This is a genomic window from Nonomuraea corallina, assembly GCF_027620315.1.
Taxonomy (GTDB): domain Bacteria; phylum Actinomycetota; class Actinomycetes; order Streptosporangiales; family Streptosporangiaceae; genus Nonomuraea; species Nonomuraea corallina.
The window spans coordinates 64,991-87,053 of record NZ_JAPNNL010000004.1; the positions used below are offsets into that span (position 1 = coordinate 64,991).

26 protein-coding genes and 1 riboswitch are annotated in these 22,063 nt (G+C 72.0%); of the genes, 16 read left to right on the forward strand and 10 right to left on the reverse strand.

Annotation, left to right across the window (positions count from 1 at the left end; all coding sequences use genetic code 11):
* Positions 1-92 precede the first annotated feature (92 nt).
* The 14 genes from OUY22_RS01935 (at position 93) to hypE (ending at position 10,706) form a co-directional block, all read left to right on the forward strand.
* Positions 93-662 carry a histidine phosphatase family protein gene (locus tag OUY22_RS01935; RefSeq protein WP_270152940.1) on the forward strand — a complete coding sequence of 190 codons (570 nt, stop codon included), beginning with the start codon at positions 93-95 and terminating at the stop codon, positions 660-662.
* 130 nt (positions 663-792) lie between these two features.
* Positions 793-1,353 carry a dihydrofolate reductase family protein gene (locus OUY22_RS01940; RefSeq protein WP_270152941.1) on the forward strand — a complete coding sequence of 187 codons (561 nt, stop codon included), beginning with the start codon at positions 793-795 and terminating at the stop codon, positions 1,351-1,353.
* Positions 1,354-1,554: 201 nt separating this feature from the next.
* Positions 1,555-2,979, forward strand: coding sequence for a hypothetical protein (locus tag OUY22_RS01945; RefSeq protein ID WP_270152942.1), 1,425 nt, complete (start codon positions 1,555-1,557; stop codon positions 2,977-2,979).
* On the forward strand, positions 2,976-3,476 hold the full coding sequence (locus OUY22_RS01950) for a hydrogenase maturation protease (protein WP_270152943.1): 501 nt from the start codon (positions 2,976-2,978) through the stop codon (positions 3,474-3,476). Before OUY22_RS01945 ends, OUY22_RS01950 begins: the two co-directional genes overlap by 4 nt.
* A complete protein-coding gene (locus OUY22_RS01955; RefSeq protein WP_270152944.1) occupies positions 3,469-3,867 on the forward strand; it encodes a hydrogenase maturation nickel metallochaperone HypA in 399 nt (132 codons plus the stop codon). Before OUY22_RS01950 ends, OUY22_RS01955 begins: the two co-directional genes overlap by 8 nt.
* On the forward strand, positions 3,864-4,922 hold the full coding sequence (locus OUY22_RS01960) for an NADH-quinone oxidoreductase subunit B family protein (protein WP_270152945.1): 1,059 nt from the start codon (positions 3,864-3,866) through the stop codon (positions 4,920-4,922). Before OUY22_RS01955 ends, OUY22_RS01960 begins: the two co-directional genes overlap by 4 nt.
* Positions 4,923-4,958: 36 nt before the next feature.
* A complete protein-coding gene (locus OUY22_RS01965) occupies positions 4,959-6,752 on the forward strand; it encodes a nickel-dependent hydrogenase large subunit (RefSeq protein ID WP_270152946.1) in 1,794 nt (597 codons plus the stop codon).
* Complete coding sequence (locus tag OUY22_RS01970; protein ID WP_270152947.1) at positions 6,745-7,095, forward strand: hypothetical protein; 351 nt, start codon at positions 6,745-6,747, stop codon at positions 7,093-7,095. Before OUY22_RS01965 ends, OUY22_RS01970 begins: the two co-directional genes overlap by 8 nt.
* Positions 7,092-7,703, forward strand: coding sequence for a DUF5947 family protein (locus OUY22_RS01975; RefSeq protein ID WP_270152948.1), 612 nt, complete (start codon positions 7,092-7,094; stop codon positions 7,701-7,703). Before OUY22_RS01970 ends, OUY22_RS01975 begins: the two co-directional genes overlap by 4 nt.
* A gap of 10 nt (positions 7,704-7,713) precedes the next feature.
* A complete protein-coding gene (locus tag OUY22_RS01980) occupies positions 7,714-7,923 on the forward strand; it encodes a hypothetical protein (RefSeq protein ID WP_270152949.1) in 210 nt (69 codons plus the stop codon).
* A gap of 19 nt (positions 7,924-7,942) precedes the next feature.
* Entirely contained in the window at positions 7,943-8,053 is a 111-nt protein-coding gene (locus OUY22_RS36845) for a DUF6893 family small protein (RefSeq protein ID WP_408638092.1), read from the forward strand.
* 17 nt (positions 8,054-8,070) lie between these two features.
* The gene (locus OUY22_RS01985) at positions 8,071-8,343 is read left to right on the forward strand and encodes a HypC/HybG/HupF family hydrogenase formation chaperone (RefSeq protein WP_270152950.1); all 273 of its coding nucleotides are present in this window, start codon (positions 8,071-8,073) and stop codon (positions 8,341-8,343) included.
* Between the two features lie 12 nt (positions 8,344-8,355).
* Positions 8,356-9,495: a hydrogenase formation protein HypD gene (hypD, locus tag OUY22_RS01990; RefSeq protein WP_270152951.1), complete on the forward strand. Its 1,140-nt coding sequence runs from the start codon at positions 8,356-8,358 to the stop codon at positions 9,493-9,495.
* Positions 9,492-10,706, forward strand: coding sequence for a hydrogenase expression/formation protein HypE (hypE, locus tag OUY22_RS01995; protein WP_270152952.1), 1,215 nt, complete (start codon positions 9,492-9,494; stop codon positions 10,704-10,706). Before hypD ends, hypE begins: the two co-directional genes overlap by 4 nt.
* 15 nt (positions 10,707-10,721) lie before the next feature.
* On the opposite strand, the gene hypF is transcribed toward hypE, so the two are convergent.
* From hypF to OUY22_RS02020, 5 genes are all read right to left on the reverse strand, one after another.
* Entirely contained in the window at positions 10,722-13,064 is a 2,343-nt protein-coding gene (gene hypF, locus OUY22_RS02000; RefSeq protein ID WP_270152953.1) for a carbamoyltransferase HypF, read from the reverse strand.
* Positions 13,065-13,069: 5 nt separating this feature from the next.
* Positions 13,070-13,738, reverse strand: a complete 669-nt coding sequence (locus OUY22_RS02005; RefSeq protein WP_270152954.1) for a D-sedoheptulose-7-phosphate isomerase — start codon at positions 13,736-13,738, stop codon at positions 13,070-13,072.
* A 63-nt stretch (positions 13,739-13,801) separates the two neighbouring features.
* Entirely contained in the window at positions 13,802-14,032 is a 231-nt protein-coding gene (locus tag OUY22_RS02010; protein ID WP_270152955.1) for a HypC/HybG/HupF family hydrogenase formation chaperone, read from the reverse strand.
* Entirely contained in the window at positions 14,029-14,586 is a 558-nt protein-coding gene (locus OUY22_RS02015) for a D-sedoheptulose-7-phosphate isomerase (RefSeq protein WP_270152956.1), read from the reverse strand. Before OUY22_RS02015 ends, OUY22_RS02010 begins: the two co-directional genes overlap by 4 nt.
* A gap of 77 nt (positions 14,587-14,663) precedes the next feature.
* Positions 14,664-15,116 carry a PadR family transcriptional regulator gene (locus tag OUY22_RS02020; protein WP_270152957.1) on the reverse strand — a complete coding sequence of 151 codons (453 nt, stop codon included), beginning with the start codon at positions 15,114-15,116 and terminating at the stop codon, positions 14,664-14,666.
* Positions 15,117-15,301: 185 nt separating this feature from the next.
* On the opposite strand from OUY22_RS02020, the gene OUY22_RS02025 reads away from it, so the two are divergent.
* Positions 15,302-15,532: a hypothetical protein gene (locus OUY22_RS02025; RefSeq protein ID WP_270152958.1), complete on the forward strand. Its 231-nt coding sequence runs from the start codon at positions 15,302-15,304 to the stop codon at positions 15,530-15,532.
* Positions 15,529-16,683 carry an acyl-CoA dehydrogenase family protein gene (locus tag OUY22_RS02030; protein ID WP_270152959.1) on the forward strand — a complete coding sequence of 385 codons (1,155 nt, stop codon included), beginning with the start codon at positions 15,529-15,531 and terminating at the stop codon, positions 16,681-16,683. The genes OUY22_RS02025 and OUY22_RS02030 overlap by 4 nt, the downstream gene beginning before the upstream one ends.
* Positions 16,684-16,708: 25 nt before the next feature.
* Here OUY22_RS02030 and OUY22_RS02035 read toward each other — a convergent pair whose 3' ends face one another.
* From OUY22_RS02035 to OUY22_RS02055, 5 genes are all read right to left on the reverse strand, one after another.
* Positions 16,709-17,182, reverse strand: a complete 474-nt coding sequence (locus OUY22_RS02035; RefSeq protein ID WP_270152960.1) for a TspO/MBR family protein — start codon at positions 17,180-17,182, stop codon at positions 16,709-16,711.
* 39 nt (positions 17,183-17,221) lie between these two features.
* Complete coding sequence (locus tag OUY22_RS02040) at positions 17,222-19,081, reverse strand: APC family permease (protein WP_270152961.1); 1,860 nt, start codon at positions 19,079-19,081, stop codon at positions 17,222-17,224.
* 164 nt (positions 19,082-19,245) lie between these two features.
* The gene (locus OUY22_RS02045) at positions 19,246-19,917 is read right to left on the reverse strand and encodes a CHAP domain-containing protein (RefSeq protein ID WP_270152962.1); all 672 of its coding nucleotides are present in this window, start codon (positions 19,915-19,917) and stop codon (positions 19,246-19,248) included.
* Positions 19,918-19,930: 13 nt separating this feature from the next.
* Positions 19,931-20,079: riboswitch (cyclic di-AMP (ydaO/yuaA leader) on the reverse strand.
* A 213-nt stretch (positions 20,080-20,292) separates the two neighbouring features.
* Positions 20,293-21,579 carry an ArsB/NhaD family transporter gene (locus tag OUY22_RS02050; RefSeq protein ID WP_270152963.1) on the reverse strand — a complete coding sequence of 429 codons (1,287 nt, stop codon included), beginning with the start codon at positions 21,577-21,579 and terminating at the stop codon, positions 20,293-20,295.
* Entirely contained in the window at positions 21,576-22,013 is a 438-nt protein-coding gene (locus tag OUY22_RS02055; protein ID WP_270152964.1) for a CBS domain-containing protein, read from the reverse strand. Before OUY22_RS02055 ends, OUY22_RS02050 begins: the two co-directional genes overlap by 4 nt.
* Positions 22,014-22,063: the final 50 nt, after the last annotated feature.

A 22,063-nucleotide genomic window follows, 5' to 3' on the forward strand; every position in this document is an offset into this window, starting at 1 on the left:
CGCTCTCAGCGTGACCTCCAAAGCGCCCTGTCCGGCTGCGGCCCCCATAGCCTGAAAACGCGAGGACGGGATCCGACGTGCCGGGAGCGCCGATGAGTGTGGAGATCGTGTACGAGACGCACTCGATCAGCGTCCACAACGAGACCGGCATCGCGAGCGGCTGGTTGCCCGGCGAACTGTCCGAACGCGGCCTGGCCCTGGCCGCCGAACTCGGCGAGCGCCGCCGCGACGACGGGCTGGACGCGGTGTTCAGCTCCGACCTGTACCGCGCCGTGCAGACCGCGCGGGTCGCCCTGGGGGACTCGGGCATCCCTCTGTTCCAGGACCGGCGGTTGCGCGAGTGCCATTACGGCGAGTTCGACGGCATGCCGGTGAGCCTGCTGGAGGCACGGCGTGCCCGGCACATCAACGAGCCGTGGCCCGGCGGCCAGAGCTACCGGGACGTGGTGGAGCAGACGAGCGACTTCCTGGCCGAGCTGGCGGTGGAGTGGGACGGCAAGAAGGTGCTGCTGATCTCGCACTCGGCCAACCGCTGGGCCCTGCAGCACCTTCTGCACGACGTGCCGCTCGCCGAACTGGTCGATCAGCCGTTCGACTGGCAGCCCGGCTGGACGTTCCATCTGCCCGGAGGGTGGGTGGGGCGGCGGGTTCAACGGCCGTAGCGGCTTTCAGCGGTCCCGGGACATCCAGGCGTCGAGCTCACGCCCCGGCGCGGGGCGGAAGGAGAGCGTAAGAAGGCCGTAAGGGCGCCGGGCCATCCTGGGAACCACGGAAACCCCGAAAGGACACCTCATGCGCACCCTCAAGCTCCAGGTCCAGGTCACCGTCGACGGCTTCATGGCCGGTCCGGACGGCGCCATGGACTGGTTGGCCGGCCAGTGGAGCGACGACCTCAGCGAGCACGTCAACGCGCTCACGAAGTCGGTCGATCTGATCGTGCTGGGCCGCAAGCTGGCCGAGGGCTTCATCCCGGCCTGGGCGTCCCAGCCGGAGGGCGAGGACCAGGAGTCGATCGACTGGATGAACCGAACCCCCAAGGTCGTCGTCTCCAACACCCTCACCGAGTCGCCGTGGGAGAACGTCACCGTGGCCGGCGGCGACCTGACCGAGATCGTCAACCGGCTGAAGGCCCAGCCCGGCGGTGACCTGATCGTGTACGGCGGCGGCACGCTGGTGTCGAACCTGATCGCCGCGGGTCTGATCGACGAGTTCCACCTGTTCGTGAACCCGACCGCGACCGGCGGTGGCATGCCGGTGTTCCCCGCGGGGGCCTACCAGCGGCTCCGCCTGGTCGGCTCGCGATCGTTCGACTGCGGGATCGTCGGGCTGCACTTCGAGCCGGCGCGCGGCTAGGAGTGCGGCAAAGCGGCGGGCAAATCCTGTTGGTACGGCAGGGGCTCACCTCGCGCGAGCCCCGGTTCCCCCGGGGATGCCTCACCAAGAACCGCTAGGTGAGGACGGCACCTAGGGGCGCGATCCACCTACTTGTCCAGGGACGGCGTGGCAATACCGAAAGAGTCACGTACGACCTGGGACAGGAAGGGGCCATCCGCCGTGGACGCGAACGGCATCGACGCCGTGCCCGGTTTCCGGGCTGCGCTGGCGGTGGCGGACGCCGTTCTGTACGAGGGCTACCTGCTGTATCCCTATCGCCGTTCCTCGCCGAAGAACCAGGTCCGGTGGCAGTTCGGCGTGCTGCTGCCGGAGCCGTGGGCCAGGGCGCACGGGCTGGAGGGCGGCGGGGTCGCGGGCTCCGCCGAGTCGTGGTGGCAGCAGACCGAGTGCCTGCTCGTCGCGCCCGCCGACGCCGTCGTGCGCGGCCGGGTGCGCTTCCTACAGGTGCGTCGCCGTACGCCCGAGGAGCGGCTGCCGGACGGCGGCCACCGGGAGGCGGACCGGGTCGGCGAGGCGCTGAGCTTCGACGAGGCGGTCCCGCGCGAGCTCGACGTCCGAGCCTCCGTGGCGGAGTTGCGGGCCGGTGAGAAGCAGCTCGACCTGCGGGTTCCCGGCTTCGAGACGGTGAGCCCGCTGCCCGGCTCGGCCGGGCGGACGCGCTGGCGCGAGTGGCCGCTGCGGGCGCGGGCGAGGCTGTCGCTGACGACCTGCGAAGGTGCGGCGCCGGACGGGAGCGCCCTGTTCAGGCTACGGGTGCGGCTCGAGAACGCCGGTGGGGGGCCGTCGCCGGAGACGCCCAGGGAAGAGGCGCTCCGGCACGCGTTGATCGCCTGTCACACGTTGCTGACCGTGCCCGGCGGCCGGTTCGTCTCGCTGCTCGAACCCCCGGACTGGGCGCGGGAGGCGGCCCGTGGCTGTGTCAACGCGCACACGTACCCGGTGCTGAGCGGCGACCAGGTGGTCCTGTCGTCGCCGATCCTGCTCTACGACAACCCGCGGATCGCGCCGGAGAGCCCCGGTGACCTGCACGACGCGGCGGAGATCGACGAGATCCTGTCGCTGCGCACGCTGACGCTCACCGACACGGAGAAGCGCGAGGCGCGTGCCACGGACCCGCGCGCCGCCGCGATCCTCGACCGGGTCGAGGCGATGACCCCGGAGGACCTGGCCCGCCTGCACGGCGCCGCCCGGAACCCGCGGCCCGCCGGTCCGGCGCCCTGGTGGCATCCGGAGGCGGACGCGTCCGTCTCGCCGGCGACGGACGCGGTCGAGGTGGGCGGGACGCTGGTGCGCAAGGGCAGCCGGGTGCGGCTGCGGCCCCGGCTGCGCGGCTCAGACCCGCAGGACATGTTCCTCGACGGCAGGACGGCCCTGGTGGAGGCGGTGCTGCTGGACGTCGACGGCGCCCGCCATCTCGCCGTGACGCTGGAGGACGACCCGGCGGCCGAGCTGAACCAGTGGTACGGCCGGTACCGGTACTTCGCGCCCGAGGAGACCGAGCCGCTGGACGGGCCGCTGACCGAGCCGCTGGACGAGCCGCTGGCCGAGACGCTGGACGGGCCGCTGGACGGTGAGCCCGCGTGAACCGGGTGCTGGTGGCCGGGATCGGCAACGTGTTCCTGGGCGACGACGGGTTCGGCGTCGAGGTGGTCCGGCGGATGGACCCCTCGGCCGTGCCCGGGTCGGTGGTGGTGGCCGACTACGGCATCCGCGGCGTCCACCTGGCCTACGAGCTGCTCGGCGGCGCGTACGACACGCTGATCATGGTGGACGCGGTCGAGCTCGACGGCCCGCCGGGCACCGTCGCCGTGCTGGAGATCGACGACGAGCCGGCGCCGGACGCCCTGCCGCCCGTGAACGGGCACGGCATGCATCCCCAGGCGGTCCTCGACCTGCTCGGCAAGCTGGGCGGCGGCGTGCCGAGAGTGCTGCTGGTGGGCTGCCGGCCCCAGGTCGTCGACGAGGTCATGGGCCTGTCGGAGCCGGTCGCCGCCGCCGTCGAGAGCACCGTCGCCGCGGTGACGGCGCTGGCCCGTGACGAGACGTACCGACAATCCGACAGGGAGCGCGCTGATGCATGAGACGAGTATGTGCGACGAGATCGTCGAGGCGGTCCTGCGCCGGGCCGAGGGACGGCAGGTGGCCGCGGTACGCGTCCGCGCCGCCTTCGCCGGGCACCGGCCCGATCCGCAGGTCGTCGAGCAGGGCCTGCGCGTGGCCGCGGCCGGGACCCCGGCCCAGGACGCGCGGATCGAGCTGGTCACCGAGCCGCCCGCGGTGAGCTGCCGCGACTGCGGCGCCAGGACGCCCGCGGCCGACGCGCTCGCGCTCGTCGCCTGCCCGCGCTGCGGCGGCGTCGACGTGGAGATCGCCGGCGACACCGGAGTCGTCATCGAGTCGATCACCTATCAGCCTGCCGTTCTCACCACCGAGTCCAGCGAGTCCAGCGAGTCCAGCGAGGTGCGCGCATGACACAGACGCAGCAGCGGGGCGGCCGGGCCGCCGGCTACGACGAGATGCACATCCTGTGGATATCCGAGGGCATGAGCTGCGACGGCGACACCGTCTCCGTCACCGCGGCGACCCAGCCCTCGATCGAGGACGTGGTCAACGGCACCGTTCCCGGGCTGCCCAAGGTCCACCTGCACAACAAGGTGCTGTCGCCCAGTCTCGGCGGCGAGGACTACCTGGCTCCGTTCCGGGCCGCCGCCCGGGGCGAGCTGGAGCCGTTCATGCTCGTCATCGAGGGCTCCATCCCGAACGAGAACATCAACGGCGACGGCTACTGGACGTCGTTCGGCAACGACCCGGAGACCGGTCAGCCGCTGACCCTGAACACCTGGATCGACCGGCTCGCCCCGCGCGCGTGGGCGGTCGTCGCCATCGGCACCTGCGCCACCTACGGCGGCATCCACGCGATGGCCGGCAACCCGACCGGCTGCATGGGCCTGGCCGACTACCTGGGCTGGGACTTCCGGTCGGCCGGTGGGCTGCCGATCGTGAACGTGCCCGGCTGCCCGGTCCAGCCGGACAACTTCATGGAGACCCTGACCTGGGTGCTCTACCACGCCGCCGGCAGCGCGCCGCCGCCTCCGCTGGACGAGATGCTGCGGCCGCAGTGGCTGTTCGGCAAGACGGTCCACGAGGGCTGCGACCGGGGCGCGTACTACGAGCAGGCCGACTTCGCGCACGACTACAACTCGCCGAAGTGCCAGGTGAAGGTGGGCTGCTGGGGCCCGGTGGTGAACTGCAACGTGCCCAAGCGCGGGTGGATGCGCGGCATCGGCGGCTGCCCGAACGTGGGCGGCATCTGCATCGCCTGCACCATGCCGGGGTTCCCGGACAAGTTCATGCCCTTCATGGACATGCCGCCCGGCAGCAGCCTGTCCTCGACGTTGATCAAGCCGTACGGCGCGTTCATCCGCCGGATGCGCGGCATCACCAACCACACCGCCAACAGGGAACCCCGGTGGCGGCACAACCGTGAGGCGCTGACCAGCGGCTACGACCCGCGCTGGCGCCCGTAGAGCCGTCGGCGCGCACGAGAGAGGGGAACACGGCGGATGGCCATCGAACAGCAGGAGAGAGCCACGCCCAAGCCGGGTCAGCTCGTCGAGATGTCCTGGGATCCGATCACCAGGATCATCGGCAACCTCGGCATCTACACCAAGATCGACTTCGAGAACCAGCGCGTGGTGGAGTGCCACAGCACGTCCTCGCTGTTCCGCGGCTACTCGGTGTTCATGAAGGGCAAGGACCCGCGCGACTCCGGGTTCATCACCAGCCGCATCTGCGGCATCTGCGGAGACAACCACACGACGTGCTCGGTCTACGCGCAGAACATGGCGTACGGGATCAAGACCCCGAAGCTCGCCGAGTGGATCATGAACCTCGGTGAGGCGGCCGAGTACATGTTCGACCACACGCTGTTCCAGGACAACATGGTGTTCGTCGACTTCTGCGAGGCGATGGTCAAGAGCACCAACCCGAGCGTCCTGCGCCGGGCCACGACCACCGAGGCGCCGAACGCCCGCGTCCACGGCAAGCGCACGATCGCCGACATCATGGAGGCGTTCAACCCGTTCGAGGGCGACGTCTACAAGGAGGCGCTGACCGTCAGCCGCGTCACCAGGGAGATGTTCTGCCTGATGGAGGGCAGGCACGTGCACCCGTCGACGGTCTATCCGGGCGGCGTCGGCACGATGCCGTCGCCGACGATCTTCACCGACTACCTGTCGCGGCTGATCACCATCATCGACTTCGTCAAGAAGGCCGTCGCGCTCAACGACGACGTCTTCGACTTCTTCTACCAGGCCCTGCCCGGCTACGAGGAGGTCGGCCGGCGCCGGGTGCTGCTGGGCTGCTGGGGGGCGTTCCAGGACCCCGAGGTGGTCGACTACCGCTACGAGACGATGAACGAGTGGGGCAAGGCGATGTACGTCACCCCCGGCATCGTCGTCGACGGCGAGCTGATCACCACCAACCTGGTGGACATCAACCTCGGCATCCGCATCCTGCTGGGCAGCTCCTACTACGACGACTGGGTGAACGAGAAACCGTTCGTCACCCACGATCCGCTCGGCAACCCGGTGGACATGCGCCACCCGTGGAACCAGACCACGCTGCCCGCCCCGCAGAAGCGGGACTTCGACGGCAACTACAGCTGGGTGATGAGCCCGCGCTGGTTCGACCAGCGCACCGGCGACCACCTGCCGCTGGACACCGGCGGCGGCGCGTTCGCGCGGCTCTACACCACGGCACTGGCCGGCCTCGTGGACACGCCGTACGTGAAGTCGACGGGTTCGAGCGTGCAGATCAACCTGCCCAAGGGGCCGAGCCTGCCGGAGATGACGCTGGAGTGGCGGATCCCGCCGTGGTCCAACGCCCTGGAGCGCAACCGGGCCCGGGTGTACTTCGTGGCCTACGCCGCCGCCATGGCGGTGTGGTTCGTCGAGCGGGCGCTGGAGCGGGTGCACGGCGGCGACACCAAGGTGTTCCAGGACTTCGACGTGCCCGACCAGGCGATCGGCGTCGGCTTCCACGAGGCGGTGCGCGGCGTGCTGTCGCACCACCTGGTGATCGAGAAGGGCAAGATCGCCAACTATCACCCGTACCCGCCCACCCCGTGGAACGGCAGCCCGCGCGACCGCTTCGGCACCCCGGGGCCGTACGAGGACGCCGTGCAGGACATGCCGATCTTCGAGGAGAACGGGCCGGAGAACTTCAAGGGCGTCGACATCATGCGCACGGTCCGCAGCTTCGACCCGTGCCTGCCCTGCGGCGTGCACATGTACCTCGGTAAGGGCCGCACGCTGCGCAAACTGCACTCGCCCATGTTCGGCGGCGGCCATGACTGACAGGCCGAGGCTGGACGAGCGCGCCGTCGCCGGGAACCTGGAGCTGCTGGAGGAGCTGCTCAGCGAGCTGGAGGCGACCTCCGGGCCCACGGCGGAGACGGCGCTCGACGCGGTCGCCACGCTCGCCGCGGTGTACGGGGAGGCGCTGGCCCGCGTCATGGACCGCGCCACCGCCGCCTCCCCCGAGCTCGCCTCGGCGCTGGCGGACGACATCCTGCTGGCGCACCTGTTCGCGCTGCACGGCGTCCCCCCGGGCAAGGCTCCGGCGAGCGGTCCCGGGGCGGCGTTCATCCCGCTCGACACGCTCTCGCGGCGGCCCGCCACCTCCAGGGCGGCCCCGTGACCGACGCCGTCACCGCGAGCGCGCTCGGCCGGGTGATCAACCGGCCGGTCGCCCGGCGGCGGCGGGCCGCCGAACCGTGCGAGCTGTGCGGCGACCCGCTCCCGGCCGAGCACGCTCATCTGCTGGAGGAGCGCAAGGACCTGGTGCTCTGCGCCTGCCGCGCCTGCGCGCTGCTGTTCGAGCCGGGCGAGGCGGGGCCGGGCGAGGCGGGGCCCGGCCGGTTCCGGCTGGTACCGCACCGGCGGGTCCGCCTCACCGGGCCGCCGCCGTCCGAGCTGGGCGTGCCGGTGGGGCTCGCCTTCTTCGTCCGCCGGTCCGACGGCACGGTCGTGGCCCACTACCCGAGCCCGATGGGCGCCACCCGCTGGGAGGTGGACCCCGCCGCGTGGGAGCGGCTCACCAGCCGGTACGAGGAGCTGCGGTCGATGCGGACGGCGGTGGAGGGCTTCCTGGTCGCGATCGTGCGCGGCCTGGACGAGCGCTGGCTCCTGCCGATCGACGACTGTCACCGGCTCGTCGCCCTGGTGCGCCAGGAATGGACGGGCATGTCCGGCGGCCAGCTGCTCTGGGACCGGATCGCGGCTTTCTTCGCCGAACTCGACAGATGAGGAGGACGACATGGCACGGATCCGCGTGGGCAGGCCCGACGTGGCGCCCGACACGCCCTCGCACGTCAAGGGCGTACGGCAGGGCAACGCGAAGGGCGCGTACCGCCATCAGGTGGGCCACCACAAGGACGACACCGCCGACGCGCGGCGCTCCACCGGCGTGCGCCCCGGCAAGGAGAACCCGATCTCGCCCAGCATGCCGAACCTCTCCCCGCCGTAGACCGAGAGGAGGTGGAGACATGAGGCGATCAGCCAAGTTCCTGGCCCTGTTCACCGGGGCCGCGGTCATCGCGATGGTCTGGCGGGAACTGCCGGCCATGAAGCGCTACATCACTATGCGAAGAATGTGAGAGGAGCGAGGCGGCCGATGTGCCTGGGCATTCCCGGCGAGATCGTCGAACTCATCCCCGGACAGCCCGAACTCGCCAAGGTCGAGGTCGCGGGCGTCCGGCGGGCCATCAACGTCGGGCTGGTCAGCCAGGACGGCATCCGTCCCGGCGACTGGGTGCTCGTGCACGTCGGCTTCGCCATGTCCAAGATCGACGAGCGTGAGGCGGCGGCCACGCTCGCGCTCCTGCGCGGTCTGGGACAGGCGTACACCGACGAGCTCGAAGCGCTCGCGGAATCGGACATCACCTGAGAGGCGGGGGCAGTGCGGTTCGTCGATGAGTACCGCGACGCGGGCGAGGCCAGGAAGCTGGCGGCGCGGATCCGGGAGCTGTGCGAGCCCGGACGGCGCTACACGTTCATGGAGGTGTGCGGCGGCCACACGCACACGATCTACAAGCACGGGCTGGAGGACTACCTGCCCGAGCCGGTGTCGCTGGTCCACGGCCCCGGCTGCCCGGTCTGCGTCATCCCGATGGGCCGGGTGGACGACGCCGTCGCGATCGCCCGCGAACCCGGGGTGATCATGACGTCCTTCGGCGACATGATGCGGGTGCCGGGCGGTCAGGGCTCGTTCTTCGACGCCAAGGCCGCGGGGGCGGACATCCGCATGGTGTACTCGCCGCTGGACGCGCTCAAGATCGCCCGGCAGAACCCGGACCGCACGGTCGTCTTCATGGCCATCGGCTTCGAGACCACCGCCCCGTCCACGGCGATGACCGTGCTGCGGGCCGCCGACGAGGGCATCGGGAACTTCGCCGTCTTCTGCAACCACGTGACGATCATCCCGGCCATCAAGGCCATCCTGGACTCGCCCGACCTGCGGCTGGACGGCTTCATCGGACCCGGCCACGTCTCCACCGTCATCGGCTGCCGGCCGTACTCCTTCATCTCCCGCGACTACGGCAGGCCGCTGGTGTGCGCCGGGTTCGAGCCGCTGGACGTCCTGCAGTCGGTGTACATGCTGCTGCGGCAGCTCGCCGAGGGCCGGGCCGAGGTCGAGAACCAGTACACCCGGGTGGTGCCGTGGGACGGCAACCCCCGGGCGCTGTCGGCGATCTCGCGGGTGATGGAGCTCCGGCCGCACTTCGAATGGCGCGGGCTGGGCTTCATCGCGCACTCCGCGCTGCGGATGCGCGAGGAGTACGCGGCCTACGACGCCGAGAGGCGCTTCCCCGTCCCGGGGGTACGGGTCGCCGACCCGAAGGCGTGCCAGTGCGGCGAGGTGCTGAAAGGCGTGCTGAAGCCGTGGGAGTGCAAGGTCTTCGGCACCGCCTGCACGCCCGAGACGCCCATCGGCACCTGCATGGTGTCGTCCGAGGGCGCCTGCGCCGCCTACTACAACTTCGGCCGCTTCACCCGCCGCCGCGAACCCGTGCCACTGGCCCTGGGACGACGGCCGTGAACGACCGGAGCACAGGCGACCAGAGCACGGGCGACCAGAGCACAGGCGACCAGAGCACGGGCAACCGGAGCACGGGCGACCGGGGCGTGCACACGGCGGAGTGGGCCGAGCGGGCGCTGGCGGAGGCGGCGGGGCACGAGCCGGCGTCCCGCGAGGAGCAGGTGCTGGAGCGGATCGAACGCGCCCGCCGCCGCAACCCGAAGATCACCGAGGAGCGGGTGACGCTGGCGCACGGCGCGGGCGGCAAGGCGTCGCGGACGCTGATCGAGGCCGTCTTCGTCGACGCCTTCCGCAGCCCGGAGCTCCAGCCGCTCGACGACGGCGCCACCCTCGACCTCGGCACCGGCCGGCTGGTCCTCACGACCGACGCGTACGTGGTCTCGCCGCTGTTCTTCCCCGGTGGCGACATCGGCGACCTCGCCGTCAACGGGACCGTCAACGACCTGGCCGTCTGCGGGGCCAGGCCGATGTACCTGTCGGCGGCGTTCGTCCTGGAGGAGGGGTTCCCGATCGCCGACCTGCGCCGGATCGCCGCCTCGATGGCGGCCGCGGCCGGGCGGGCCGGCGTCCGGGTGGTGACCGGCGACACCAAGGTGGTCCAGCGCGGCAAGGCCGACGGCTGCTACGTGACCACGGCCGGCGTCGGAGCGCTGGAACGGCCGATCACACTGGGCGAGTCGCAGGTCCGGCCCGGGGACGCGGTGATCGTGTCGGGGCCGATCGGCGAGCACGGCATCACCGTCATGATCGCCCGCGGCGACCTGGACATCGAGGCCGACCTGACCTCCGACACCGCGCCCCTGCACGACGCCGTCGCCGCGCTCCTCGACGCCGTCCCGGTGCGGATGATGCGCGACGCCACCAGGGGCGGGGTCGCGACCGTCCTGAACGAGATCGCCCGCGGCGCCGGGGTGGCCGTGACCGTCGACGAGCGCGCGGTCCCGGTGCGCCCGGTCGTGAGCGGGGCCTGCGAGCTGCTCGGCCTGGACCCGCTGTACGTGGCGTGCGAGGGCAGGTTCGTGGCCGTGGTCGACGGTGACCACGCCGAGGCCGCGGTGGCGGCGCTGCGCCGGCACCCGGTGGGCGAGGGCGCGGCGGTGGTGGGCTCGATCGAGCCGGGACCGCCGGGAATGGTGCTGCTCAACACCGCGTTCGGCGGCACCAGGATCGTGGATCTCCTGGTCGGCGACCCGCTCCCACGCATCTGCTGACCCGTACGGGGCCGGTCAACGGCGGTCGTTCGCCGCGGCGACGACCGCCTGGCCGAGGGCGATGCCGCCGTCGCCCGGCGGGACCCGGGAGTGGACCAGCACCTGGAACCGCTCCCGTTCCAGGCCGGACACCACGGCCTCCAGCAGGACCGTGTTCTGGAAGACGCCGCCGGACAGCGCCACCGTCCGCAGGCCGGTCCCTTCGCCCACCACCCGCACCGCGCGGACCACCGCCGCTGCCAGTCCACGGTGGAACCGCGCGGCGATCCGTCCCGCGTCCGTCCCGGCCGCGACGTCCTCGGCCGCGGCCCGGACCAGGTCGCCGGCCGCGATGACCAGCGGCTCGCCCTCGATCAGCCGGGCCGGGTACGCGCCCTGTTCGCCCGGATCCACCCGGGCCTCCAGCTCGGCCGCCGCCTGCCCCTCGTAACTGATCACGTCACGGACCCCGGCGACCGCCGCGACCGCGTCGAACAGCCGCCCGGCGCTGGAGGTGAGCGGGGAGTTCAGCCCGGTGCGCGCCATCCGGACGACCACCGGCCACTGCTCCCGATGCCGCTCGGCCACCGGCAGGCACGGCGGCGCGTCACCGTGGACGCGGTCCAGCCAGGCCGCCGCCATCCGCCACGGCTGCCGCACCGCCGCCGCGCCGCCCGGCATCGGCACCGTCTCCAGGTGCGCCACCCGCCGGTAGGAGACCAGGTCGGCGACGAGCACCTCCCCGCCCCACAGCGTGCCGTCCTCGCCCAGGCCGAGCCCGTCGAACGCCACCCCGATGACGGGCCCGCCGTGGCCGTGCTCGGCCAGGCAGGAGGCGACGTGCGCGTGGTGGTGCTGCACCCCGATCAGGTCCACGCCCTCGCGGTCGCGCGCGTACGCGGTGGACAGGTACTCCGGGTGCAGGTCGTGGGCGACCACGGCCGGGCGGACGCCGAAGAGCCGGCAGAAGTGCTCGACGCTCTCGGCGAAGCAGCGCAGGGTCTCGTGGCTCTCCAGGTCGCCGAGGTGCTGCGACAGGAACGCCTGGGTCCCTCTGGCGACGCAGAAGGTGTTCTTGAGCTGGGCGCCGCAGGCGAGCACCGGCCGGGGGAACGGCCACGGCACGCCGACGGGGGCCGGCGCGTACCCGCGCGACCGGCGCAGGACCAGCTCCCGGCCGCGGAAGACCCGCACCAGCGAGTCGTCGGCAGGCGCCTCGATCCGCCGGTCATGCACGAGGAACCCGTCGGCGACGCCCGCCAGCCGCCGCAGCGCCTCCTCGTCGCGGTACGCGATCGGCTCGTCGGTGAGGTTGCCGCTGGTCAGCACGTACGGCGCGGCCAGCCGGTCGGCGAGCAGGTGGTGCAGCGGCGTGTACGGCAGCATCACCCCGAGGTCGCGGGCCCCGGGCGCCACGGCGTCGGCCACCGGGGCGTCGCCGCGGCGCGGGGCCAGCACGATCGGGCGGCGCGTGCCGGTGAGCAGCCGTTCGGCGGCCGGGTCCAGGTGGACCAGCGTCCGGGCGGCCGCCGCGTCCGGCGCGAGCACGGCGAACGGGCGGCTCTCGCGGCGCTTGCGGGCCCGGAGCGCGGCCACGGCCGGTCCGTCGGCGGCCAGGACCGCCAGGTGGTAGCCGCCCAGCCCTTTGATCGCCACGACCCGGCCCGCCTCCAGCCAGCGGGCCGCCGTCTCGACCGGATCCCCGGCCTCCACCCGGCCGTCCGCGCCGAGGGCGCGCAGCACGGGCCCGCACGCCGGGCAGCAGACCGGCTGGGCGTGGAAGCGCCGGTCACCGGGATCGCCGTACTCCCGCGCGCACGCGCCGCACATCTCGAAGTCCGCCATCGTCGTCGCGCACCGGTCGTACGGCACGCCCGTGACGATGGTGAACCTCGGCCCGCAGCCGGTGCAGTTGGCGAACGGATACCGATACCGGCGGTCACCGGGATCACGCGACTCCCGCAGACAGGCGGCACACGTCCCCGCGTCCGGCGACACCGACGCGACCGAGAGATCCCCCACCGAGAACGCCCGCGCACCGCCGAGCAGATCCCCGCCCGGAGCCCTCCACGTACCGTCCCCGGTGGCGCGGCGGCTGGGGACGATGCGGAAATCGGACTCGCCCACCGGCTCGACCGGCTCCACCGATACGCGCTCGACCAGGGCGAGCGGCGGCGCCTGGGCGGTCAGTCCGGCGGTGAACGCCTCCAGCCTCGCCGACTCGCCCTCCGCCTCGATGAACACCCCGCCGGGGTCGTTGCCGACGAACCCCGACACCCCGTGCGCCCCGGCCAGCCCGCACACGAACGGCCGGAATCCCACCCCCTGCACCAGCCCCTCGACCCGCACCCGGATCCGGCGCGCCCCCGTACCGGACATGGCCGTCACATCTCGCCGGTCAGCACCCGCTGGGTCAGTTCCCACAGCACGTGGCAGAGGGTGATCTGGGCCTCCTGGATGCGGTGCACGGACACCGACGGCACCACGAACAGGTACGCGACCCGGCCCTCCTGCGCCATCGGCCCGCCGTCGTAGCCGGCGAGTCCGACGGTGAGCAGGCCACGCCTGGACGCCTCCGCCATCGCGTTGAGCACGTTGGCCGAGCCTCCACTGGTGGACAGCCCCACGGCCACGTCGCCGCGACGGCCGAGCGCGGCCAGTTGCCTGGCGAAGACCAGGTCGTACCCGACGTCGTTCGAAAGGGCCGTGAGCAGCGCCACGTCCTGGGCGAGCGGCACCGCCGCGACGGCGCGCGCCGGCTCCGGCGGCGCGGCGAACACCTGGGCGACGGCCTGGGCGTCCGTGCTGCTCCCGCCGTTGCCGAAGGCGAACAGCCGGGCCCCCGCGTCGAAGGCCGCCGCCATCGCCCGCGCGCACGTCACCAGGCGTTCGGCGTGCAGGGCCACCAGCGACCGGCGCAGCGCGACGATCTCGGCGGCCTTCCTCCGGGTGGACGCGCACAGGTCGGCGACGACGGCCTCCCGGTCGGCGGGCGCCGGTGCGAGAAACGGGTAGAGCGCCTCGATCCCGCCCGGCTCACCGACCGTGCTCACGACTGTCCCCGCTCAAGGCTTCTCCCCGCTCAAGGCTTCTCCCCGCTCAAGGCTTCTCCCCGCTCAAGGCTTCTCCCCGCTCGGCCGGCCGTACGGGGTGGTCGCGATGGCTTCCTTGGCGTGTACCAGGACGATGTCGCCGGGCCGCGCGTCCACCAGCGCCACGCTGACCTCCTCCGGGCCCGACTCCGTCTCCACCAGGGCCATCCCGTCCTCCAGCAGCCGCAGGACGCGCACCGGCACCGCCGCGTCGGAGCATGTGACGCAGACCTCGTCGTGGCACGGCTCCGTCATCGGACCGCCTCCAGCTCGTGGAAGACGTGCACCAGCTCCCACAGCACGTGGTACATCGTCACGTGCACCTCCTTGACGATCAGCGGGTCGTCGGAGCGGGCGGCCAGCACGTGGTCCGCCTCGGCCGCGTCCCGCCCGCCGGTGAGCGCCACCGTGAGCAGCCCCAGCTCGCGCGCCGCCGCGAGGCCGTTGCGCACGCCGGCGCAGTCGCCGCCGGCCGACAGCCCGAGCGCGATGTCACGGGGTGAGGCCAGCAGCCGCAGCTGGGCCGCGAAGACGCCGTCCAGCCCCTGGGTGCGGGCGATCCCCGTGGCCACGGCCATGTCGGTGGTCAGCGCGAGGGCCGGGAGCGCCGGTTTGCCCACGATGACCGGGTGCGCGAACTCGACGGCGACGTGCTGCGCGTCGGCCACCGACCCGCCGGTGCCGAACACCAGCAGCTTGCCGCCCGCGCGGAACCGCTCCGCCATGTCCTGGCAGGCGCGGACGATCCGCTCGGCGTCCTCGCCGATGGCGCCCGCCGGCCCCGTCCGCCGCTCGAACGCGTCGGACACAGCGGACACAGCGGACGCCGGGGACGCCGGGGACGCCGGGGACGCCGGGGACGCCGGGGACACGGTGGGCCCGGCGGTCAGTGTCGGGTCTTCGCCCATGACGCCTCCTCCCATTCGGTCGCGGACCCCTCCCGCACGGCCGGGAACGGCTCACGTGGGGCCGAGGCCTCCTCGGCCGGGGGCCCGTGGCCGCCCGGCTCCTGGCTGATCCGCGTCCATCTGGTCAGGCAGGTCTCCAGCAGCTGGCGGACCTCGGCCAGCCGCCGCATCCACGCCTGCAGTTCGGCCATGCCGCCGGTGGTCAGCTCGTATCGCCTGCGCGCCGGTCCCGCCTCGGAGGCGACCCAGGCGGACGCCAGGTGGCCCGCGCGTTCGAGCGAGCGGAGCGTGCGGTAGACCTGGCCGGGCTCGGCGTCGGACGCCCCCAGCCGCGCCAGCCGCTCGATCAGGTCGTACCCGTGTCCGGGGCGCTCGCAGATGAGCAGCAGCAGGAGGGGATGGAGCAGTCCGCGGACGTCACTGCCCGACATGGGTCCCCCTCCGCCGGTGCGGTCATGGCCGGTCGCTAGGACAGTAGGCCGCCGGGTGCCACGGGCCGGGGCGGCGCGTCCGGCGGTTGCACGAGTCATCGCCGTAGGCAAGCCAAGAATTTCCCGGGCGCCCCACGAGCCCCAAGATCCGTTTTGAGGGGGTTCACCTGGGCAGTCGTGGGCGTATGCGACTCATCGACCGCACAGCTGTACGCCAACTCGTCGACGCGCCCGACCCGGACGCCGCCCTCGTGCTCATCAGGGGAGAGTGCGTCGTGATGCCGGAGGAGGAGGCCGACCGGCAGGGCGGCCTGGTGCTCGCGCGCCGCCGCGAGGTGAAGCACGTGACCGGCGACCACGAGCTGGACTCGCTCGCCGCCCGGCTGGACACCATGGCCAGGGACCTGGGCGCATGAACGCGAGCGGCGACTTCTACGACTACGCCGACCTGCTGGACGAGGAGGAGAGGCAGGTCGTCCAGCGGGTGCGCGCGTTCATGACCGAGAAGATCGCGCCGATCGCGGACGAGGCGTGGACCAAGGCGAGCTTCCCGCACCACGTGGTGCCGGAGATGGCGAAGCTGGACGTGGCGGGGCTGCAGCACCGGGGCGCCAGTAGCCTGCTGACCGGTTTCATCGTGCTGGAGATGAACCGGGTGGATCCGTCCATGGGCACGTTCTTCGGCGTGCACAGCGGGCTGGCCATGGGCAGCATCGCCGGGCTCGGCTCGGACGAGCAGCGGGAGCGGTGGCTGCCGCCGATGGCGGCGATGGAGCAGATCGGCGCGTTCGCGCTGACGGAGCCTGAGGGCGGCTCCGACGTGGCGGCCGGGCTGCGCACCACGGCCAGGCGCGAGGGCGATATGTGGGTGCTCAACGGCGCCAAGCGGTGGATCGGCAACGCCACCTTCGCCGACCTGGTCGTGGTCTGGGCCAAGGACGAGGCCGACGGCCAGGTGAAGGGCTTCGTCGTGGAGAAGGACACGCCCGGGTTCGAGGCCACCAAGATCGAGAACAAGATCGCGCTCCGTACGGTCCAGAACGCCGACATCACGCTGACCGACTGCCGCGTCCCCGAGGCGAACCGGCTGACCGGGGCGCGCGGCTTCCGCGACACGTCCAAGATCCTGCGGCAGACCCGGGGCGGCGTGGCGTGGCAGGCGGTGGGGTGCATGATGGGCGCCTATGAGCGGGCGCTCGAGTACGCCGGGGAGCGGGAGCAGTTCGGCCGCCCGATCGGGGCGTTCCAGCTCGTCCAGGACCTGCTGGTGCGCATGCTCGGCAATGTCACCAGCTCGCTCGGCATGGTGGTCCGGCTGGCCCAGTTGCAGGACGCCGGCGTCTATCGGGACGAGCACTCGGCGATGGCCAAGGCCTACTGCACGGCGCGGATGCGGGAGGCGGTCGGCTGGGGCCGGGAGATCATGGCCGGCAACGGGATCGTGCTCGACTACGGCATGGGCCGGTTCGTGGCCGACTCCGAGGCCATCTACTCGTACGAGGGAACGCGCGAGATCAACAGCCTGATCGTCGGCCGCGCGATCACCGGCCACGGCGCGTTCGTCTGACCTGCGGCGGGGGACGCGGGCCCGCTCAGTTGAGCTGCCAGATGGCGAAGTTGAGCGCGCCCGCGTAGGTGACCCAGAGCAGGTAGGGCGCCATCAGCAGCGCGGCCGGCCGCCTGATCCGCCACATCGCGGCGATGGTCGCCGCGATCGTGACCCACAGCAGGCAGATCTCGGCGAAGGCGACGCCGTACCAGCCGGCGGCGAAGAACAGCGGGGTCCAGGCGGCGTTGAGGACCAGCTGGATCGCGTAGAGGGTCATCGCGGGCGACCAGCCGCGTGCCGTCCAGGTGAGCCAGCCGGCCACGGCGATCAGGATGTACAGCACCGTCCAGGCGGGCCCGAACAGCCACTGCGGCGGCGCCCACGCCGGGCGCCGCAGCGACAGGTACTCGGCGGCGGAGTCTGACGCGGACAGCGACCCGAGGACGGCGACCAGCGCCACGACCACCAGGAAGACCGGCAGCGCGACCCAGCGGCGCGGAGTGGAAGTGACGACCATGCGCTTCCCGTGCCCGGTGATCCGGCCGGTAACCCGGGGTCACGGGCCGAGATGGAACGGCAGGAGGCAGACGGGCACGTCGGACCGCTCCCTCAGCGCGGCGGCCAGCAGGCTGCCCCGCTGGTTGTGCAGGATCCGGAAGCGGAAGTGCCGGGGTTCCAGGATGGGGATGAGGACGATGGTCCAGTTGCCCGATTCGTCCGCCCGGCGGATGTAGTCGAGCAGCGGGTGGATCACCGTTCGGGCGGGGTTGACGATGATCTCCAGCGGGACCCCGGGATCCCACCGGGCCCAGTCCTCCCGCAGTGAGCGCCGCGACTCCTCGGTGAAGCGGACCGACACGAGCACGATCTCGCCGCCGAGTGCCATGGCGGCGCTCACGCTCCGTTCGGTCGCGGCGTCGATCCCGGTCACGGGAATGATGATCTTCTTGCCGGGATGGACGGCGGCGGGCGGCCGCGCGGGCCTGACCGGCACGGCGCCGATCTCCAGCTCGGCGGCCACCTCCCCGTAGTAGCGCTCGATCCGGGTGAACAGGAGCATGAGCACCGGGATGACGACGGCGACCGCCCAGGCGCCCTCGGTGAACTTCGACACCAGCAGCACCAGCGCGGCCACGGAGGTGAGCACCGCCCCCGTGCCGTTGAGCAGCGCGTCGCGCCGCCAGGCGGGCGGGCGCAGCCGGCGCCAGTGCTTGACCATGCCGCCCTGGCTCACGGTGAACCCGATGAAGACGCCGATGGCGAACATGGGGATGAGCCGCTGGGTGTCGCCGTCCACCGCGATCAGCAGCAGGGCGGCCAGCAGCCCCGCCGCCGCGACGCCGTACCGGTAGACGGGCCGTTCGGTGCGCAGCGCGAACAGCGAGGGCAGCCGCCGGTCCTTGGCCAGCAGGCTCAGCAGGACCGGCAGGCCGCCGAAGCTGGTGTTGGCGGCCAGGCCGAGGCCGAGCGCGACCACGACGTTGGTCGCGTAGAACGCCCAGCCGGTCCCGTACGAGCCCGCCACGAGCTGGGCCAGGATGGTGACGCCCTCGCGGGGCACCACCTGGTCCCTGCGGATGAGCACGGCCAGGCCGACGAGCAGGGTGGCGAGCAGCACGCCGAGCATCAGCTCGGTGCGCTGGGCGCGCTTGACGCGCGGCTTGCGGAACATGGGCACGCCGTTGGCGATGGCCTCGATCCCGGTCAGCGAGGAGCAGCCGGAGGAGAAGGCCCGCAGGAGGAGCATCACGGTCAGCGCCTCGGTGGCGACGATCTGCTCCGGCGTCCCGACCGTGGCGGCGGGCCCGGACCGCGCCAGGCCGACCACCACGACGCCGAGGACCGACAGCACGAACAGTGCCATGGGCACCATGAGGAACCGCGCGCTGTCGGACACCCCGAACAGGTTGATGACCGTCAGCAGCACCACCCCGGCCAGACAGGTCTCCACCAGGTACGGCCGCAGCACGGGGAACGCCGAGGCCAGGTTGGCGGCAGCCGCCGCGAGGCTGACCGCGATGGTCAGCACGTAGTCCACGACCAGGGCCGCGGCGGCCAGCAGGCTCGCCCGGCGGCCCAGCTCCTCCTTGGCGACCCCGTACGAGCCGCCGCCGTCGGGGTGGGCGGCGATGACCTGCCGGTAGGAGAAGACGAGGATCAGCAGCAGGACCGCGATGGCGATCGTGATCGGCAGGGTCAGCGCCACGGCGGCGGCCCCGGCCCCGGCCAGGACGAGCGCGGCTGCCTCCGGCCCGTAGGCGACCGAGCTGAGGGCGTCCAGCGACAGCGCCGACAGTCCTTGCAAGCTGGTCAGGCGCCGCTTGTCACCCTCACCGTGGCGCAGTTGCAGCCGCCGCCCGCTGAGCGGCGACCTTCTGATCTTCGCCGGGTCCTGCTGATAGCGCACCGTCGTCATGTCGCACGTGCTTTCACCTCCTGGGTTTCCCCGGGAGGCGTCGCCGGGCACGCCAAGCCGTCGTCAAGAGCGGGTCCGGACGTCACCTCGGGCCTGCGGACGACGGCGATCCGGTCAGGAAAGACCTGACCGGATCGCCGGGTGCGTCAGCGCGGCCGGGCCGCTCAGGCGGCCTTGTACTCGGGGTAGCCGTAGCCGGTCACCTGCGAGACGGGCCGGATGCGCTCCTCGACCATGCCGTTGCCGGTGTTGCCTTCGATCGTGGTGATCGTGCCGTCACCGTTGTCCTTCTTCACCAGGCCGACGTGGTCGACGGCGCTGATGCTCTTGCTGCCGCCCCAGTCGAAGAAGACGACGCTGCCGGGCTTGGCCTCGGTGCCCCAGCGGCCGTTGTCCTTGAACCACTGGGCGTGGGTGACGGTGTAGGCGTCCCAGCCGACGGTGGACCGGGCGCCGGCCTGCTCGCCGACCCAGGACACGAACATCGCGCACCACGGGGCGTTGGCGTACAGCTCGGGCGTGCCGCCGCCGTCGCGGGCGAGGGTCTCGGCCGCACGCGGCGAGGACATGTACCACTGGTGGAACTTGGTGCCGCCGCCGGCGGCGTTCTCCTTGACGCCGATCTGCGACTCGGCGACCTGGAGGATCCTCTGCGCGGTCACGGCGGTGGCCGGGCTCTGCTGCTGCGCGGCGGGCTGCGGCTGGGCCGGCGTGGCCGTCGCGGCCGCGACCGGGAGGGCCGAGGTGCCGGCGAACGCGGCGCCCAGGGCCACGGCCGCGGTCACGGCCTGGCGGGCGGCGTGCTTGGGCAGGCGTTCGAGGATGTGCTTGACCATGCTTGGGGTTTGCTCCTTGCTTCCATGCCGCCTACCGGGTTAGCTGACGGGTTCGGGCGTGGAAGTGCCCTACGGTCGCTCATGGGTAAAGAGCGTCCGATTCACCCCAGAGAAACGTGGGTTCCCGGTTCCGCCTGGAAGCGGATTCGGCGGCCGCGCCGCATTCCTGCGGACTTGCGCATGCGGGCGCGGTCTCGGCAATACATCGGCAACGCGCGGGTTCTTACGTCAAAGCGCTGCTCAAGCGCGTGCCATCTACGTTTTCCAAGGTAATAGCCGGGCAAGAAGCGAGGCAAGTCACGCTGTGGTGCCCGGGCCGGGATCCTCGACGGCATAGGGGTTTCCGGGCGAATTTTTTACCTTTGGGCAGGTTTGTCAGAGGTATCGGAACCACAGATACGGCGCCACCAGGGTCACGGTGACCACCGTGACGATCAACCCGTACTTGGTGAACTCCCAGAAGCTGATCGGCGTGCCGTTGCGCGCCGCGATGCCCAGCACCACCACGTTCGCCGCCGCGCCCACCGCCGTGGCGTTGCCGCCCAGGTCGGCGCCGAACGCCAGCGCCCACCACAGCACCTGCGCCGACTCGCCGCCGTTCGCCGCGACGAGCTCGTCTACGATCGGACTCATCGTGGCCACGTACGGGATGTTGTCCACGATCGCCGAGAGCACCGCCGAACCGCCCAGCAACCCCATCGTCGCCACGTCGAGCCGGCCCGTCGTGGCCTCGACCGCGGCCGAGGAGATCTGCTCGATGACCCCGGTGTGGACGAGCGCGCCGACCATGACGAACAGCCCGGCGAAGAACACCAGCGTCGGCCACTCCACCTCGGCCAGCGACTCCTCCGCGGTCACCCTGGTGGCCGCCACCAGCACCCCCGCGCCCAGCAGCGCGACCACCGACGGCGAGTAGTGGAGCACCGGGTGCAGCACGAAGGCCGTCAGCACGAGCGCCAGCACGGCCAGCGACTGCCACAGCAGCCGCCGGTCGGCGATCGCCTCCTTCTCGTTCAGCGCCATGACCTCGGCCGCCCGGGCGGGGTCGTACCGGAACGACCGCCCCCACATCAGCCAGCACAGGCCCACGAACACCACCATCAGCACGACCACCATCGGCGCCATGTGCACGAGGAAGTCGTTGAAGCTCAGCCCGCCCCGGCTGGCGATGATGATGTTGGGCGGATCGCCCACCAGCGTCGAGGCGCCGCCGATGTTGGAGGCCAGCGCCTCCGCGATCAGGAAGGGAATCGGCGACACGGCCAGCCGCTCGCACACCAGGAACGTCACCGGCGCGATCAGCAGCACCGTGGTCACGTTGTCCAGCAGCGCGGAGGCCCCCGCGGTGATCAGCACCAGCAGGACCATCAGCCGGAAGGGCCGTCCCTGGGCGCGTTTGGCCGCCCAGATGGCCAGGTACTCGAACAGGCCGGTATGTTTCAGCACCCCGACGATGATCATCATGCCGAGCAGCAGGAAGATGACGTTCCAGTCGATCCCGGAATGCTCGGAGAAGAACGCCGCCCGGGCGTCCGTGGCGTGGATCAGCAGCATGATCCCGGCCCCGCCGAGCGCCGCCGCCACCCGCGGCACCTTCTCGGTGGCGATCAGCGCATAGGCGGCGAGGAACACCGCCACGCTCGCCCAGGCGACCAGGGTCATGTGCCGAGCATCCTGTCGAGCAGCCGCTCCAGCGTGACCGCGCCCAGCAGGCGCCCGTCCTCGACGATCGCGACCAGCGGGGTGCGGGTGCGGGCCATCAGCGCCGACATCTCCAGCACGGTCGCGTCGGGGTCGGTGACCGGCAGCTCGCGCCGGTCACGCGGCAGCGCCTCACGGACCGTACGACCGCCCAGCGCCTCCATGAACGTGTCGGCGTGCGCCTCGTCCACCACCCGCGCCAGCGCCGGATCGTCCGCGATGTAGCGGGGCACGGCCAGCCGCAGCGCCTCGGTGCCCGACAAGATGGTGAACGTCTCGTCACCCTGGACGATCAGGCCGGGCAGATCCTGCTCGGCCATCAGCCGGGCCGCGTCGAGGATCGGCGTCTCCAAAGTGACCACGGGATAGTCGGCGACAAGGTCTCTGGCGCGCATGGGGGCACATCCTTCTGCTCGTACGGATGAGGACCTGCCGACCAGACTTC

Bases quoted from the DNA above. Each gene is read 5' to 3' on its own strand.
- OUY22_RS02035 (WP_270152960.1), bottom strand. From the start codon at position 17,182: ATGGTCGTCACTTCCACTCCGCGCCGCTGGGTCGCGCTGCCGGTCTTC.
- OUY22_RS01940 (WP_270152941.1), top strand. From the start codon at position 793: ATGCGCACCCTCAAGCTCCAGGTCCAGGTCACCGTCGACGGCTTCATG.
- OUY22_RS02040 (WP_270152961.1), bottom strand. From the start codon at position 19,081: ATGACGACGGTGCGCTATCAGCAGGACCCGGCGAAGATCAGAAGGTCG.
- OUY22_RS01935 (WP_270152940.1), top strand. From the start codon at position 93: ATGAGTGTGGAGATCGTGTACGAGACGCACTCGATCAGCGTCCACAAC.
- OUY22_RS01955 (WP_270152944.1), top strand. From the start codon at position 3,469: ATGCATGAGACGAGTATGTGCGACGAGATCGTCGAGGCGGTCCTGCGC.
- OUY22_RS01970 (WP_270152947.1), top strand. From the start codon at position 6,745: ATGACTGACAGGCCGAGGCTGGACGAGCGCGCCGTCGCCGGGAACCTG.
- OUY22_RS01965 (WP_270152946.1), top strand. From the start codon at position 4,959: ATGGCCATCGAACAGCAGGAGAGAGCCACGCCCAAGCCGGGTCAGCTC.
- OUY22_RS02020 (WP_270152957.1), bottom strand. From the start codon at position 15,116: ATGTCGGGCAGTGACGTCCGCGGACTGCTCCATCCCCTCCTGCTGCTG.
- OUY22_RS02010 (WP_270152955.1), bottom strand. From the start codon at position 14,032: ATGACGGAGCCGTGCCACGACGAGGTCTGCGTCACATGCTCCGACGCG.
- OUY22_RS02030 (WP_270152959.1), top strand. From the start codon at position 15,529: ATGAACGCGAGCGGCGACTTCTACGACTACGCCGACCTGCTGGACGAG.
- OUY22_RS02050 (WP_270152963.1), bottom strand. From the start codon at position 21,579: ATGACCCTGGTCGCCTGGGCGAGCGTGGCGGTGTTCCTCGCCGCCTAT.
- OUY22_RS02055 (WP_270152964.1), bottom strand. From the start codon at position 22,013: ATGCGCGCCAGAGACCTTGTCGCCGACTATCCCGTGGTCACTTTGGAG.
- OUY22_RS02045 (WP_270152962.1), bottom strand. From the start codon at position 19,917: ATGGTCAAGCACATCCTCGAACGCCTGCCCAAGCACGCCGCCCGCCAG.
- OUY22_RS01960 (WP_270152945.1), top strand. From the start codon at position 3,864: ATGACACAGACGCAGCAGCGGGGCGGCCGGGCCGCCGGCTACGACGAG.
- hypF (WP_270152953.1), bottom strand. From the start codon at position 13,064: ATGTCCGGTACGGGGGCGCGCCGGATCCGGGTGCGGGTCGAGGGGCTG.
- OUY22_RS01980 (WP_270152949.1), top strand. From the start codon at position 7,714: ATGGCACGGATCCGCGTGGGCAGGCCCGACGTGGCGCCCGACACGCCC.
- OUY22_RS02025 (WP_270152958.1), top strand. From the start codon at position 15,302: ATGCGACTCATCGACCGCACAGCTGTACGCCAACTCGTCGACGCGCCC.
- OUY22_RS01985 (WP_270152950.1), top strand. From the start codon at position 8,071: ATGTGCCTGGGCATTCCCGGCGAGATCGTCGAACTCATCCCCGGACAG.
- OUY22_RS36845 (WP_408638092.1), top strand. From the start codon at position 7,943: ATGAGGCGATCAGCCAAGTTCCTGGCCCTGTTCACCGGGGCCGCGGTC.